Source organism: Salmonella sp. 741265116_PST (genome assembly GCF_046567715.1).
Classification (GTDB): domain Bacteria; phylum Pseudomonadota; class Gammaproteobacteria; order Enterobacterales; family Enterobacteriaceae; genus Salmonella; species Salmonella enterica.
The window spans coordinates 1-14,502 of sequence record NZ_JBKFPH010000014.1; the positions used below are offsets into that span (position 1 = coordinate 1).

The following is a 14,502-nucleotide window of genomic DNA, read 5'->3' on the forward strand; positions in this document are numbered from 1 at the left end:
CTCCGGTTTTTGCGCGCTGTCCGTGTCCAAACTGGCTGCGCCAATAACGCCTGGTGGGATAGGATCTTAAAACGATTGTAATGTTTCTGTCGGATAATGATTAGCATCGTCGTACCTATCAACAATAACATTAAGGAACATCGGATGACCCAAAAGCGTACCCTGCTAAGATATGGCATACTCTCGTTGGCGCTGGCCGCGCCATTATCTGCCTGTGCGTTTGACTCTCTTACGGTATTTGGCGATAGCCTTAGCGATACCGGAAATAACGGTCGCTGGACCTGGGATAGTGGTCAAAATAAGCTCTACGACGAACAGTTGGCCGAACGATATGGGCTGGCATTAAGCCCTTCCAGCAATGGCGGTTCTAATTATGCCGCTGGCGGCGCGACGGCGACGCCGGAATTAAACCCACAGGATAATACCGCGGATCAGGTACGGCAGTGGCTTGCCAAAACGGGGGGGAAAGCCGACCACAACGGTTTGTATATTCACTGGGTTGGCGGAAACGATCTGGCGGCGGCCATCGCGCAACCAACCATGGCACAGCAAATAGCCGGTAATAGCGCCACTAACGCGGCGGCGCAGGTAGGGCTGTTACTGGATGCCGGCGCCGGGCTGGTCGTGGTGCCAAACGTACCGAATATTAGTGCGACGCCAATGCTTCTGGAGGCGGTAATCACCGCCGGGCTGGGCGCAGCGGCGCCCCCGGCGCTAAAAGCGGCGTTAGAGGCGCTGGCGGAGGGAGCTACGTCCGATCTCGCCAGTCGGCAACAGGCGATCCGCAAGGCGTTGCTGGCGGCGGCTGCAACGGTAAGCAGCAATCCGTTTATTCAGCAACTGCTCGTTGAGCAACTGCTGGCGGGCTATGAAAAGGCGGCAGGGCAGGCGTCAGCTCTGACCGATTATTATAATCAGATGGAAGAGAAGGGGCTGGAGCAACACGGCGGCAATATAGCCCGTGCCGATATCAACGGCCTCTTTAAGGAAATTCTTGCCCACCCGCAGGAGTTTGGTCTGACAAATACCGTAGGTATGGCCTGCCCGCCGGGCGTATCCGCTTCGGCGTGCTCCTCGGCAATGCCTGGATTTAATGCGTCACAGGACTATCTGTTTGCCGATCATTTACATCCCGGTCCGCAGGTCCATACCATCATTGCGCAATATATCCAGTCGATCATTGCCGCGCCGGTACAGGCGACATACCTGAACCAAAGCGTTCAGTCGATGGTGCGCGGCAGTCGTGACACGCTTGACAGCCGTTATCAGCAGCTTCGCCAGGGGGAAAATCCTGTTGGTTCACTGGGCATGTTCGGCGGATACAGCGGCGGATATCAACGTTATGATAATAATGAGGCCGACGGGAACGGTAATCATAATAATCTGACGGTTGGCGTCGATTATCAGCTTAACGAGCAGGTACTGCTGGGAGGGCTGGTAGCTGGTTCTCTGGATAAGCAACATCCTGACGATAATTATCGTTATGACGCCCGTGGTTTTCAGGCCGCCGTATTCAGCCATTTGCGCGCCGGTCAGGCGTGGCTGGATAGCGATTTACACTATCTGTCCGCTAAATTCAGTAACATTCAGCGCAGTATAACGCTCGGTGCGCTAAGACGGGTGGAAGAGGGCGAAACCAACGGTCAGCTGTGGGGCGCGAGGTTAACCAGCGGTTATGATTTTGTCATGATGCCGTGGTTAACGACCGGACCGATGCTGCAATATGCATGGGATTACAGCCACGTTAATGGCTATAGCGAGAAGCTCAATACCAGTACATCAATGCGTTTTGGTGACCAAAACGCTCATTCGCAGGTGGGTAGCGCTGGTTGGCGTCTGGATCTTCGCCACAGCATCATTCACTCCTGGGCGCAGATTAATTATCGCCGTCAGTTTGGCGATGATACGTATGTGGCGAACGGTGGCCTTAAATCGACCGCGCTGACGTTTAGCCGCGACGGAAAAGCGCAGGATAAAAACTGGGTTGATATCGCGATTGGCGCAGATTTTCCGCTGTCGGCAACGGTGTCCGCTTTCGCCGGGCTGGCGCAAACGGCAGGGTTAAGCGATGGCAATCAAACCCGTTATAACGTTGGGTTTAGCGCCCGATTTTGATGACACGCCAGGGAGGGCCAACCCCGTTCGTTCGTGACACGATGAGCCGAAAGTGCAACGGTAAGTTTTATAAAAAGTAAGTATTTTCAAAAATGTGGGTGAAGCCTGTGACGCCGTTTGTAAATTATCGTATAAGCGGAATTTACGTTTTTGGCGGGGCGCAGGTATGAATAAAGAGTCCATATTTCGTCAGTTGGAGCTACGGCTGGCCGGATGTTCACTAACAGCCGACGCGTTAGGCGGGTTTAGCGCAATGGCGATTGCCGACAGTCTCAGGCAAAAACGCAGCATTATTAGTCACCATCTTAATAACTTGCATCGTGAGCAGCGGGTGGTCAAAGTGAATAGCCGCCCGGTGCTGTTCCTGCCCGTCGAGGCGCTACGTCGTCACCACCGGCTGGCGGTTCGACAGGGGGATTACGCGTCCATTCAGGCGCTGTGCGCGGAGCGGCAGGACAGTCTGGAGCTGCTCATTGGCGCGCAGGGCAGCTTGCAGGAGTCACTGCGTCAGTGTAAGGCGGCGATCAGTTATCCCGGCGCGGGCTTGCCTTTGCTGCTGCGCGGCCCGACGGGGACAGGAAAAAGTTTTTTGGCGCGTCAGCTTTGGCAGTACGCCATCGAGCAGGGCATTTTGCCCCCGGAGGCGCCCTTTACCGTGTTTAACTGCGCCGAATACGCTAATAACCCGGAATTGCTGACGTCAAAATTATTTGGTCATGCCAAAGGTGCGTTTACCGGCGCAGACAGAGCGGTATCCGGGTTAATTGAGACCAGTAATGGCGGCGTATTGTTTATCGATGAAGTGCACCGTTTACCGCCGGAAGGGCAGGAAAAACTGTTCCATTTTATGGATAACGGCACCTGGCGTCGCTTAGGCGAAAGCAGCGATGAACGCAGCGCCACGGTACGCCTGATATTCGCCTCTACCGAAGATCTGGAAAAGCACTTTCTGGCGACATTTATTCGCCGGATACCGGTCATTGTCAAAATTCTGCCTATCGCTGAACGCGGACAGTATGAGCGGCTGGCGTTTATTCACCATTTTTTCCGTCGCGAGGCGCAGCGTCTTCATCACGATTTGTCGCTGGATGGTGAAATTATCAGCCAACTGATGCAGGAGACCCTGGAAGGGAATGTCGGCGGCCTGGAAAATCTCATTCGTAATATTTGCGCCAGCGCCTGGACTTTCGGCCAGCGTGACGATGGGGTACTGGAGGTAAAAGCCGGGCAATTGCCGGATCGTCTGCTGATGGAGGTGCCCTTTACCGTTCCGCAGACGGCGGAACGCGTCATGATTTATCGCGAAGGTGGCGTTTTTCCGCGAGTTTCCGGTCAGCATCAGGAATATTTACGGTTGACGGAAAACATTTGCGGCCTGTGCGAAGAGCTGGCGCAGGAGAATATTACCGCACGGACGTTTGACAAGCTGGTCTATCAAAATCTCACGTTATATCTCGATGCCTTAATGAATAAAGAGAGCCCTCGCGCTCGTCAGGACAAGCGTCTGCGTTTTATCGAAGATGTCGGGAAAGCGATCGCTGCACATTACGATCTCGAACTGAATGCGGAATTCGCTTATCTCACCGGACGTTACCTTACCAGCCTGCCGTTAACGCCGGTGGAGGCGTCGCCATCGGTTCGCCATGTGATGCTGCGCTGGCTGGAGGAGGCGCCGGGGCTGGCGCAGCGTGTGGCGCAAAAACTGCTGGACGTGGTAAATAATAAATATGATTTGTTGATCGACACGCTCGACAGACTGGTCGTAGCGGCCATCGTCAGTAATGCCATTGACGCCACCAGCGGCGGTAAGGTAAAAGCGCTGATCATCGCGCATGGTTATTCGACCGCCAGCAGCATTGCAGGCGTGGCGAACCGTCTGATTGGCGAAAAGATTTATCATGCGATGGATATGCCGATGGAGGTCGCGTTTAGCGATGTCAGCCGGGCCATTGTCGATTATCTCCAGCATACGGATACCCGCGCAGGCGTCATGGTGCTGATCGATATGGGATACACCAAAGAGATCGCCGATGCGCTTTTGAGCGTAATTCATGGCCCGCTGGTGGTGGTCGATAACGTTACGACGCGTCTGGCGCTGAACGTGGCCAGTGAGATCGCGCTGCAAAAAAATATCGAACAGATCGCCGAAGAGATCGTCCCGTTAAATCAGTCGCGCTGGGATGTCTTCTGGCCCGCGCAGAAAAAAGCGCGCGCGCTGCTGGTGACCTGTATTACCGGCATCGGGACGGCGTTTAAATTTAAAAATTTGATGGAAAAAAGTCAGTTGACCGACTTTGATATTAATATTATCGCCTGTGAATATACCCGCCTGAAAAACAGCCGGATGGCGGCCTCGTTGCTGAATCAGTATGAAGTGATTGCGGTTGTCGGCACCATTGACCCACAGCTGGCGGGCGTTCCCTGGGTGGGGATTGAAGAGCTGCTTGGCGAGCAGGGGTATGCGCATTTAAGTCAGTTATTAAGCGGTTATCTTAACGATAAACAAATTGCGTTAATTAATAAAAATATGGTTCGCGAATTTTCGTTGCATAATGTGGTTAATTCGCTGACCATTCTCAATGCCAATAAGACGATAGGGCATATCGAAACGATTATTGCCGAATGGCAAAATACGCTGGGTTTCAGCTTTAATAATAATTTGATTATTAGTTTATATGTTCATTTGAGCTGTATGATTGAGCGGCTGGTCATGCGCAATGAAATTACCCACTATAAAAACATGACGGAATTTAACGAGCGGCATGGTGAATTTATCGCGATGGTAAATCATTCGTTTCAGCGGTTGAAAATTCTTTATAACGTGGCGCTGCCGGTAGCAGAAATTGGCTATATCCACGATATTTTCGAATTACGGATAGAGGATTTTCGCTGGTAGCCGTGGTAGTTCAGGGAAAAAGGGGCGCTAGCGCCCCGCAGAAGAAAGGCCTGATGGCGCTACGCTTATCAGGTCTACAGATCGCTTTGTAGGCTGGATAAAGCGAAGCCGCCATCCGGCATAACTATTAATATTCAACTTTCCACATATACCGGCGGGTGGTCAGTGGGTGATTACGGGCTGTCGCCAGAGCGAGGTTATAAACGTCCAGCACACAGTTGTGCAACAGGCCGCAGAAGTATTCACCAACGTCGGTGGACAGATCCTGAACGCCGAGTTTATCCGCATCGATCAACTGCAGTTTTCCCTGATAGCGTTCAATAAAGCGAATCGCGCGCTCGTCCAGCGGGCGAGTGCGACCACTGCTTTGCAGCAATATAAACGGCGTGCCCGGCTCGGTGATTTCGAACGGTCCGTGGAAATACTCTCCGCTATGTATGCTGGCGGAGTTGATCCACTGCATTTCCAGCAGAATACAGATAGACTCCTGATGCGCGGCGCCGAAAGAGGGGCCGCTGCCTATCATATAGACCACCTTCTCATCCTTCCATTCGGCGGCGAAACGTTGAGCATCTTCTTGTACCTGCCGTTGGGCGCCGTGAACAACGTCGCTAAAGCGCCCAAACGCGCTGACTAACTCATCGTATTTCGCATAGCCATCTGTTTGGGCGAGAATTTCCAGCGCCAGCCACAGGCTGTATGCGGCTTTTTGTTGTGCAGGGTCGACCGTTTCCGGATAACGCGCCCACTGATATTCAATGATGTAGTCGCTGTATTCGCACAATGGCGTCTCAGGTTGGTAAACCAGACCGATGGTCGCCGCCCCTTTTTCACGCGCCACGCGGGCGGCTGCGACGGTTTCCGCCGTATTGCCCTGCTGCGAGGCGAGAATAACGACGCTATTTTTTCCTAATGCTTTTGGCGTGGTGTGGACAAATTCATTACTGGTGATATAACCGACAGCCAGTTTTGACGCTTCACAGTCCAGAAAGTATTTCCCTGGCCAGAAGCCGGTTAATGAACCGCCGCAGCCGACAAACCAGACGCGTTCAATGTTTTGTTTACCTAAAATATCGCTAATAATACGGTGGGCATTTTCATGAGCAACAGACATATTTATCTCCTTAGCGTGTAGCGCGTCCTCCGCAACAGCGCGGATAATAACGAGCATTAATAAAAATTAAATTTCTTGCTTACTTTTCATTTTTTGATGGAATTGCGGATCTTTGGGTATCGCCGGATTAATGCCTTTTTGTGGGGGTAATATCGCACATAGCATTTGTAGCGGAATGATATATTCAAAGACGGCGAAGTCCTCATCATTGACAAACGGGAAATTCAGATTCAGACCATTATTTTCTACCTGCGGGCCGATGCGGTAAATAGACGGCGTCCACTCACCGAGTATTTGCGCCAGCCGATCCTGACGCGCGTCAGGCTGCGGGTCGAGCATAATGAGTGCGGATTGCGCATTAAAGGCATTGTAAATACCGTGAATAAACTCCTCGAATTCGTAGCCCGACACCGGGCAGCGCAACGTCTCCAGCATCTTGAGCGCACCCTCCTGCACCGTACCGAACAGCGTTACCGGGCCGGTCAGACGAATATCTGCGCTATCGCGCAGCGCCAGCGCATTGGTTTGCGTCCACGCCTGCGAGGCGGTAATCAGCGCGGGCAGGTGGTTAAAGGTCTTTTCCATCCGCAGCAGCAGTGACCGGTGCTGTTCGCCGTCCAGCCGCTGTTGCTGCCCGGCGACGGCGAGCGCCAGCAGCATCAAATTGAGAACCGTGCAGTGATAGCCTTTTGTTTTCGCGCCAGCGGTTTCTTCGCCGCAGGGAACGGTAAGGATATAATCCGCCGCCCGGTCGATAGTCGCAGGCGTCACGCCAGCCATTGAGGCGGTGATATGACCAATATCGCGGGCGCGCTCCATCGCCGCCAGTGTTGAGAGGCTGCCGCCGCCCTGGGAGATGCCGACAACCAGCGCCTTGCCGCTGCGGGCAAGCGTCTCGTCGTCAAGCATAAACGGCCAGCAGACATCCACCGGCAATGCGCACCAGCGCTGCATAAACGCGCGAGCGGTCAGCGCGCCGTGGTATGACGTGCCGGAGCCTGTCAGAATAATGCGGGTGACGCTGCGTTCCGTTAGCGCCTGCGCCGCGCGCCAGAGATCTTCCCGCGTCTGCGTCAGCATCTCCAGCAGGCGAAGGGGCGTCTCGTTCATATAGTCTTCTACTTGCATAGTGTTACCTCTCGTCAAAGCAGGCCCAGCGCGCTGGCAAGAAGCCCAAACGCGACGGTGCCTAACAGGATCCAGTTAATGTTCACGCCCTTACGGATAAGTTTGTACATGCCAAGCGTGAAGAGCAGCGGCAGCAGGGAAGGGAGGATTTTGTCAATAAAATCCTGCACTTTCATGGTAGTCTGCCCGGCGGTAAAGCTCAGCGGGGTTGTAATGTCGATCATGCTGGCGGTCATGGCACCGACGACCATCAACCCGACGATTGACGCGATATAAGTTACCCTGTCCATCAGCCCGCTTTGCCAGAGGCGCATCAGCCAGGTGGTCCCCGCCCGGTAGCCCAGTTTGAGGGCGTACCAGCGGCAGAGGATGTGCGGAATGTTATAGACCAGTAGGGCGAGAATCGGCCCCAGAATGCTGCCCTGCTGGGCAAAGTAGATCCCCATCCCGGCGGCGATAACTTTCAGCGATCCCCAAAAGATGGAATCGCCGATCCCGGCCAGCGGCCCCATCAGGCTGGTTTTAACGGCATTGATCGACTCTTCGTTAAAGTCCGGGTTGCGTTGATTTTCCTCCTCCATCGCAATCGACAGGCCAAAGACAAACGTTGACAGATGCGGCGTGGTATTAAACAGCACCAGATGGCGCTGTAAGGCGCGCCCCAGTTCGGCGGGGTCCTGGTAGATACGCTTCAGCGCTGGCGACATAGCGAAGGCATAGCCCATATGCTGCTGGCGTTCATAGTTCCACGATCCTTGCAACGTAAAGGATCGCCAGAACACGCTGCGTAAATCGCGGGCGGTGATGCGGCTTTCGCTTTGCGAGTGAGCCTGTGCGTCGTCGATCAGGGTCTGCGTCACTTCACTCATGATTAGCCCTCCTGTTGGGATGTGTTAAGAAACTGGCTGATAATGAAAGCCAGCACCACGGCAAACAGCGCGATGGCGATGATGTCCAGTTTGGTATATGCGGCGATCAGAAAGCCCAGCCCAAGGTAAGGCATTAATTTGCTGCTAAGCATCATGCTGATCAGCAACGCGAAACCCAGCGCCGGCAAAATCTTACTGGCGACAACCAGGCCATTGGTAATAAAGGCGGGAATGGCGTCGAGGAACCAGGTGACGGCGGCAGAACCGAGCAAAATGGCGAAAAAGACCGGCAGAAAACCGCTTAGAAAATAGAGCAGCGTTGGGCCTCCCAGATGCATAACGGCAACCATCCGGGTATTACCCTGCGCCGCATAACGATCGGCCATGTGGCCAAAGCGGGCGTTAACCACGCGCACCAGGACGCCGAGGGTTTGCGCCAGCATAGAGATAGGAATCGCGATGGTCAGCGCCGCTTCGGGCCCGCGCCCGGACATAATAGAAAACGCGGTCGCCAGTACCGAACCGGTGACGACATCAGGCGGTACCGCGGCGCCGATAGCGACATTACCTAAAAAGATCAGTTCCAGCGTCGCGCCGATCAGAATGCCTTCGTGTAAATTGCCGCAGACCAGACCGGTGAGGGCGCACATCACCAGCGGACGGTCAATCATCGACACGCCGAGTAAACGCCCGTCAAGAATGCCCAGTGCGGCAATCAGGCCGAGCAGCGTTGCGGTGAGCAACATAGTGACCTCCGGGTTCAGAGTTTATCGTTAAGCAATTCGGCGGAATGGGCCGGAACCTGGCGCATTTCCAGACGGATACCTTTGGCTTTTAGCGCCTGGCTATCGGCAATCTCCTGCTCGGTCAGGTATATGGCTTTGCCGAACTGCTGCGCGCCCTCTTTTTGCGCGATACCGCCGTAGTTGATAACGCTAATCCCTGGCACTTTCTCGACGAAGGCGAGGGTTTCGGCAGTATTTCCCAGCACCACCATCACTTTTTTGTGATCCAGCTTGCCGCTGGCGAGTTTTTCCGCCGCCTGTTCCACCGTGATAATGTCCAGCGACACGCCAGCGGGTTTTGCCAGACTTAATGACATAGAGACAAACGCGTCGCCGGCGGCGTTGGCGTTAGCGACGATGATATGGTCGATATCCAGCGCCCGGGTCCAGGCGAAGACCACCTGGCCGTGCAGCAGGCGGTAATCAATGCGCACTAATTTGATCATGGGATTCTCCCTGTAGGTCAGCGGATGGTTGTGTTATTAGCGTGTTGATAAAGACAATGGATTCACGCGCCGCATTGGTGGCGTAGGTAATGGCCGCGTCTGTGCTTTCTTCTTCACAGAGTAAAAACTCCAGTAGCAGGGTCATGTTGACGCCAGCCACCACAAAAACGTGACGGTGACGCATCAGCACTTTCGCGGCGCTATTGTTGATGCTGCCGCCGAGCAGATCGGTAAACACCACCACTTCTTCGCCGTTGGCCTGCGCGATCAGATTTTCGAGGGTTTGTTCAAGCTGCTCCGTGGTGACAATATCGCCATCGTAGGCGCAAACCGGTGTCACGCCGTGTTCGTCGCCAATCAGCAGCGATAGACTGTTAATAAGTCCGCGGGCAAAAGGGCCATGGCTGGCTACATAAACATGTCTCACCTGTTTTCTCCTTCATCCAGATAGGGGGTATCCAGATATGGCAAACGGCGTGCCAGTTTTAAATATTATTTATTTTCAATATGTTGAGAGAGGAAGTTAACACTAGCGATGTAAAACCTGGCACTTCGCGCCATTGATCATTGGGGAACCTGGCAGAAAGGTGAAAAAAGCCGGACGGGCGTCCGGCTTAGGCAGAGGTTTAGATTTCCGTCAGTGTGGTTTCAAGCGGCAGACGTGATTTCGGCAGCCCGGCGTTGAAGTCCTCGACGCTATGATGGCCGACCGGCACCACGACCAGGCTGGTATAGCCTTTTTCTTTCAGACCAAATTCAGCGTCGAGCACCTCGGCGTCGAAACCTTCAATGGGGACGGCGTCGAGACCCATCGCGGCGACGCCCAGCAGAAAGTTGCCGACGTTCAGATAGACCTGTTTCGCCATCCACTGGTGGTCATCTTTCAGCGAGACGCGGTGCATATCGGCGAAAAAGCGGCGACCTTTATCATTTGCCGCTTTAGCTTCCGGCGTAGCGAAACGGCCATCGGCTTCTTCCTGATCGACGACGCGCTCAAGCCATGCGTCATCCATTGCGGTTTTTGCGCAGAACACGACGACATGGGAGGCGTCCAGCATTTTGCGTTCGTTGAACGTGTAGTTTCCGGCTGCGGATTTTGCTACGCGCGCTTTGCCCTCTTCCGTACTGGCGACAATAAAGTGCCACGGCTGGGAATTGGTGCTGGAGGGGCTGTACTGTAGTAGTGTTTTTATTTTATCCGCTTCTTCGGCGGTCAGTTTTTTGCTGGGATCGAACGCCTTAGTGGAGTAGCGCTGTAAGGCGACAGAAACGATATCCATAAATGCTCCTGGTTGGTTTAGTACCCTTTTGTATCAGCAGGGTACCGGGTTATCGGTAAAAAGATAAGGGAGGAAAATGCGGAAACGGTTATTGCATCAGCGCGGCCGCAGGCGCAGTTGCTCTCTTTTAGGCAGCCCGTCTACGACCAGATTCCATGAGTCATTTATCAAATCGTTGAGTAGCGAGACGGTGATATCCTCGCCCGCATAGACTGAAATCCAGTGTTTCTTATTCATGTGATAGCCAGGCGCAATGCTGGGGTAAATTTGTTGATTTACCAGGGATTTTTGGGGATCCGACTTCAGGTTCACCACAGGGCGGCAGTGATGTTCAGTGAACAGCATGAATATTTTGCCGCCGACTTTAAACACATCGTACTGTGGGCCGAAAGGCCAGCAGTGTTCGGTAAAAGGCAGTTCCAGCGCAAAGCGTTTTGCCCAGGCGTGCAGTGTTTGACCGTCCATTATTGCTCCTCGCGAGTCAGCGCGCGCCACATGGCTTCGAATCCCAGCGCAATATATTCGCCAGCGCGAGCGGGATCGCGCGCGGCGAAATCCATTGTTGTTTCAGCCAGCGCCAGAAAAAGGCCGTCGCCGAAGGCGCGGTACTCATCCGACATAAACACCATCAAAACGGAACGATGACATAAATCGCGCAATTCGGGGAACATATCGTCGGCCCGTTGTTCCGTCTCTTTGGTGAGCTTTTCGCTGACGGCCAGTTGGCGGATCGCCCGATGGCGCGCGGGATGGTTCAGACCCCAACTGATATAACTGTTCCAGATAAAACGGGTCATCATTTTGGCATCGGTAATGGATCGATCCAGCTCCATTATCATTGACTGGCAGAGATCCTGCTTTAAATGCAAATACAACGTGTTAATCAGCTCATCTTTGGTCGCGAAATAGCGAAACAATGTTCCTTCTGCAACACCTGCGTTACGCGCAATCACCGCCGTTGAGGCGGCGATACCGGATTGCGCTATCGCCTGGGTTGCCGCTTCCAGTAATGCTTGTTTTTTGTCTTCACTCTTCGGACGAGCCACTACACGTTACCCTTATGTCTGGAAAAACATGATTGAATCATGCCCGTTGTCGCGTCGCAACGGTGAATGTCAACCTTTGAAAAGTACCTTGACGGCGTATCTTTGCTTTCTATAATGAGTGCTTACTCACTCATAATCAAGGGCTGCCGCATGAAGTGGTAGAAAAGCATATTGCAGGCCATGCGATAAGCCGTCTCACAATTTGTGTGGTTATTACTATGCTTATTGCTGTTGCCGTAAATGTGCGGTGCGGGAGCCGCTGACGAGTTTGATAGAGGGGAGAGCACGATGACCATTTCCGCTCAGGTTATCGACACGATTGTCGAGTGGATTGATGATAATTTGAATCAGCCGTTACGTATTGATGATATTGCCCGTCATGCGGGGTATTCCAAGTGGCACCTGCAGCGCCTTTTTATGCAGTACAAAGGGGAGAGTCTGGGGCGCTACGTGCGTGAACGGAAGCTAAAACTGGCGGCGCGCGACCTGCTCGACACCGACCAGAAGGTGTATGATATTTGTCTCAAGTATGGTTTTGATTCGCAGCAAACCTTTACGCGCATTTTTACCCGCACGTTCAACCTGCCGCCAGGCGCTTATCGTAAAGAAAAGCATGGCCGTACGCATTGAAATGTTTAATCGGCCAGCGAAAACCAGCGCCGCCAGATAAAGCGAATAACATAATATTCCAGCGCGCCGAGCAACAGAAACCATAAACAAAACAACAAAGTATAAAGCTGGTTGAGATCCATAAGATGAAAGATCCCGACCAGTTTTTGCGCCAGCGCAAGGCCGAGCGAAGGGGCGGGCAGTAGCAGGCTGGACAGCAACGCCATCAGCAAAATACCGGCAGCGGTCATCAATGATTCAAGCGGGTGTTTCATGGCTTTGTTAAACGTAAGTTAAAACGCCATTGTCCGGGATATCGCCTGGTAAGGCAAATATGCTGTCTATTGTCCCGCCCAGATTTCACAATGTTTTTGTACCAGGCCTATCAGCGATCCGCCGTCGGCAATAAACTCCCGCATATATTGCGCTTCGTTACCGCCTTTTTTCACCTGCAGACGTAGTGCGTCAATGGCGCTGTCGGCGCCCAGCTTGTGCGCTGAGGGGGTAACGTTGTCCAGCAGACGCAGCGTATCATCTGCCAGGCGACGGCGGTCGCCGGTATAGGCATCGGTTAGCACGCCCTCCAGACCATAGCGGCAAGCCTGAAAACGGTTGAATTTATATAACAGATAGTCTTGTTCCTGCGGTTTAAAGGGACGCTCGGTCAGCAGCCAGTGCGCGGTCGCCTGAATCAACCCTGCCATATTGATGGCATGATCAAGGGTGAGCGGCGTATCCATCACCCGAACTTCTACCGTGCCAAAGGCCGGGCTGGGGCGGATATCCCAGTGCAAATCTTTGATGCTGTCGATCATCGTGGTGTAAGACAGACGACGAAATAGTCCGGCAAACTCTTGCCAGTTACTGACCCACGGCATGGGGCCGTTATCGGGAAAAGCGGAAAAAATATTCAGGCGCGCGCAGGCAAAACGGGTGTCAGATCCTTGCATATAGGGGGACGCGGCGGAGAGCGCAATAAAGTGCGGCACAAAATGCGACAGCCCGTGTAAAAGATAAATCGCATCGTCGCCATTCGCGCAGCCGACGTGGACATGCTGCCCGAAAACCGTCGCCTGTTGAATTAAGTAGCCGAAATTTTCCAGCGTGCGTTGATAGCGCTCATTATCACAGACCTCCTGACGCTGCCATTTTTGAAACGGGTGCGTACCGCCGCCGCAAATGCCGAGATGGTGTTCCGACGCCGCCTGTAAAATAACGTGCTGCATGGCAGAAAGTTGGGCCGCCGCCTGGTCAATATCGCGGCAGACGCCCGTGGCCATCTCCAGCATACTTTCGGTGATATCGTGCTTAATTTCTCCCGCAGTAAGTTGGGGCTTAACGGTGTCGATCAGCGTAGAAGAGTCCTGGCTTAAATCGTAGCCAGGTGGATTGATCACCTGCATCTCCAGCTCAATACCAAGCGTATAAGGTTCAGAAACGTGAAAATCATTCAGCGCCATAGCGATCTCATTTATCGGGGGATTGCGCTAAGTATAGAAGCGGGAGCGCTCCTGTCGTGGGGAAAGCGCGTTATTGCAGAAACAAGAGTAATAACGCTATTGCCACGTTGAAACCATTCTGTACGGACGGTACGTTCAGCCATCGTGGCGGCAAAGGCTGGCAGCAGATGTAACGAGATGTGCGTGGCGGTAAGCGAGGTAACTTTTGCGCTATTGAATCCCGGGAGCGTGACGCGGTCTGAAAAGGCTTTATAAACGCTCTCTTTGGCAGAGAAAGCCAGCGTCAGGGCAAGCGGAAAAGGGAGCGAGCTCGCCTGGAGAATTTGGCGCTCATCGCTATCAATAATGGACGGCGCCAGCTCTGTCGCCGTGTGCTGACTCATGATTTTTTCTATATCAATGCCGACACGTTGTCGGGATATGACGGCCAGCGCCGTTGTCGCACAGTGGCTGATGCTGCCAAATAGGCCGTCCGGCCATAGCGGCTGTCGCTTCTCGCCAATACCGGGCACTGTCCTGACGCCCACCTCGCGTAGCGCATGAACGGCGGCGATGCGGCCTGCCAGATGTTCAGCTTTACGCTTGCGTCCGGCAAACCGGAGCCGATCGTGATGAGGCAGCCATAGCAGGTCGTGTTCGTGAAAGCTGCTCACATCAAAGTCGACGATATGCAGCCTGTGTCCGGCAAAGGGAAGGGGAAAATGAGATGTCCGCATCGTTTTTTGCTAGTTCCCTCCCCGAACGAGGGAGGGAA

Annotated in this window: 15 protein-coding genes; 3 read left to right on the forward strand and 12 right to left on the reverse strand. The window is 53.6% G+C overall.

Annotation, left to right across the window (positions count from 1 at the left end; all coding sequences use genetic code 11):
• The first annotated feature begins 144 nt into the window (after positions 1–144).
• Together ACLD11_RS11660 and ACLD11_RS11665 are read left to right on the forward strand one after the other, a co-directional pair.
• Positions 145–2,115 (forward strand): autotransporter outer membrane beta-barrel domain-containing protein, encoded by a 1,971-nt coding sequence (locus tag ACLD11_RS11660; RefSeq protein ID WP_411014937.1) that lies wholly within the window; start codon positions 145–147, stop codon positions 2,113–2,115.
• A 166-nt stretch (positions 2,116–2,281) separates the two neighbouring features.
• Entirely contained in the window at positions 2,282–5,011 is a 2,730-nt protein-coding gene (locus ACLD11_RS11665) for a sigma 54-interacting transcriptional regulator (RefSeq protein ID WP_411014938.1), read from the forward strand.
• A 127-nt stretch (positions 5,012–5,138) separates the two neighbouring features.
• On the opposite strand, the gene ACLD11_RS11670 is transcribed toward ACLD11_RS11665, so the two are convergent.
• The 9 genes from ACLD11_RS11670 to ACLD11_RS11710 all read right to left on the reverse strand — a co-directional run bounded on the left by ACLD11_RS11670 (position 5,139) and on the right by ACLD11_RS11710 (position 11,679).
• Positions 5,139–6,125, reverse strand: coding sequence for an SIS domain-containing protein (locus ACLD11_RS11670; protein WP_411012291.1), 987 nt, complete (start codon positions 6,123–6,125; stop codon positions 5,139–5,141).
• 66 nt (positions 6,126–6,191) lie between these two features.
• The gene (locus tag ACLD11_RS11675; protein ID WP_411012295.1) at positions 6,192–7,235 is read right to left on the reverse strand and encodes an SIS domain-containing protein; all 1,044 of its coding nucleotides are present in this window, start codon (positions 7,233–7,235) and stop codon (positions 6,192–6,194) included.
• Positions 7,236–7,267: 32 nt separating this feature from the next.
• Positions 7,268–8,122 (reverse strand): PTS system mannose/fructose/sorbose family transporter subunit IID, encoded by an 855-nt coding sequence (locus ACLD11_RS11680; RefSeq protein WP_000005802.1) that lies wholly within the window; start codon positions 8,120–8,122, stop codon positions 7,268–7,270.
• A 2-nt stretch (positions 8,123–8,124) separates the two neighbouring features.
• Positions 8,125–8,868 (reverse strand): PTS mannose/fructose/sorbose/N-acetylgalactosamine transporter subunit IIC, encoded by a 744-nt coding sequence (locus tag ACLD11_RS11685; protein ID WP_000927523.1) that lies wholly within the window; start codon positions 8,866–8,868, stop codon positions 8,125–8,127.
• A gap of 14 nt (positions 8,869–8,882) precedes the next feature.
• On the reverse strand, positions 8,883–9,353 hold the full coding sequence (locus ACLD11_RS11690; protein ID WP_000594177.1) for a PTS sugar transporter subunit IIB: 471 nt from the start codon (positions 9,351–9,353) through the stop codon (positions 8,883–8,885).
• Positions 9,331–9,780 (reverse strand): PTS sugar transporter subunit IIA, encoded by a 450-nt coding sequence (locus tag ACLD11_RS11695; RefSeq protein WP_001216659.1) that lies wholly within the window; start codon positions 9,778–9,780, stop codon positions 9,331–9,333. Before ACLD11_RS11695 ends, ACLD11_RS11690 begins: the two co-directional genes overlap by 23 nt.
• Positions 9,781–9,979: 199 nt before the next feature.
• Positions 9,980–10,633 carry an oxygen-insensitive NAD(P)H nitroreductase gene (gene nfsB, locus ACLD11_RS11700; protein ID WP_411014939.1) on the reverse strand — a complete coding sequence of 218 codons (654 nt, stop codon included), beginning with the start codon at positions 10,631–10,633 and terminating at the stop codon, positions 9,980–9,982.
• 96 nt (positions 10,634–10,729) lie between these two features.
• Positions 10,730–11,098 carry an MmcQ/YjbR family DNA-binding protein gene (locus ACLD11_RS11705; protein WP_000348999.1) on the reverse strand — a complete coding sequence of 123 codons (369 nt, stop codon included), beginning with the start codon at positions 11,096–11,098 and terminating at the stop codon, positions 10,730–10,732.
• Entirely contained in the window at positions 11,098–11,679 is a 582-nt protein-coding gene (locus tag ACLD11_RS11710) for a TetR/AcrR family transcriptional regulator (protein ID WP_000113609.1), read from the reverse strand. The genes ACLD11_RS11705 and ACLD11_RS11710 overlap by 1 nt, the downstream gene beginning before the upstream one ends.
• Positions 11,680–11,967: 288 nt before the next feature.
• Between ACLD11_RS11710 and ACLD11_RS11715 the strand changes: the two genes are divergently transcribed.
• Entirely contained in the window at positions 11,968–12,309 is a 342-nt protein-coding gene (locus ACLD11_RS11715) for a RamA family antibiotic efflux transcriptional regulator (protein ID WP_000155631.1), read from the forward strand.
• Between the two features lie 5 nt (positions 12,310–12,314).
• Here the strand turns inward: ACLD11_RS11715 and ACLD11_RS11720 are convergent, their stop codons facing one another.
• The 3 genes from ACLD11_RS11720 to entD form a co-directional block, all read right to left on the reverse strand.
• On the reverse strand, positions 12,315–12,563 hold the full coding sequence (locus ACLD11_RS11720; protein WP_000682497.1) for a DUF1158 family protein: 249 nt from the start codon (positions 12,561–12,563) through the stop codon (positions 12,315–12,317).
• A 66-nt stretch (positions 12,564–12,629) separates the two neighbouring features.
• Positions 12,630–13,748 carry a YbdK family carboxylate-amine ligase gene (locus tag ACLD11_RS11725; protein ID WP_411014940.1) on the reverse strand — a complete coding sequence of 373 codons (1,119 nt, stop codon included), beginning with the start codon at positions 13,746–13,748 and terminating at the stop codon, positions 12,630–12,632.
• A gap of 11 nt (positions 13,749–13,759) precedes the next feature.
• Entirely contained in the window at positions 13,760–14,464 is a 705-nt protein-coding gene (entD, locus tag ACLD11_RS11730) for an enterobactin synthase subunit EntD (RefSeq protein ID WP_411014941.1), read from the reverse strand.
• Between the last annotated feature and the right edge of the window lie 38 nt (positions 14,465–14,502).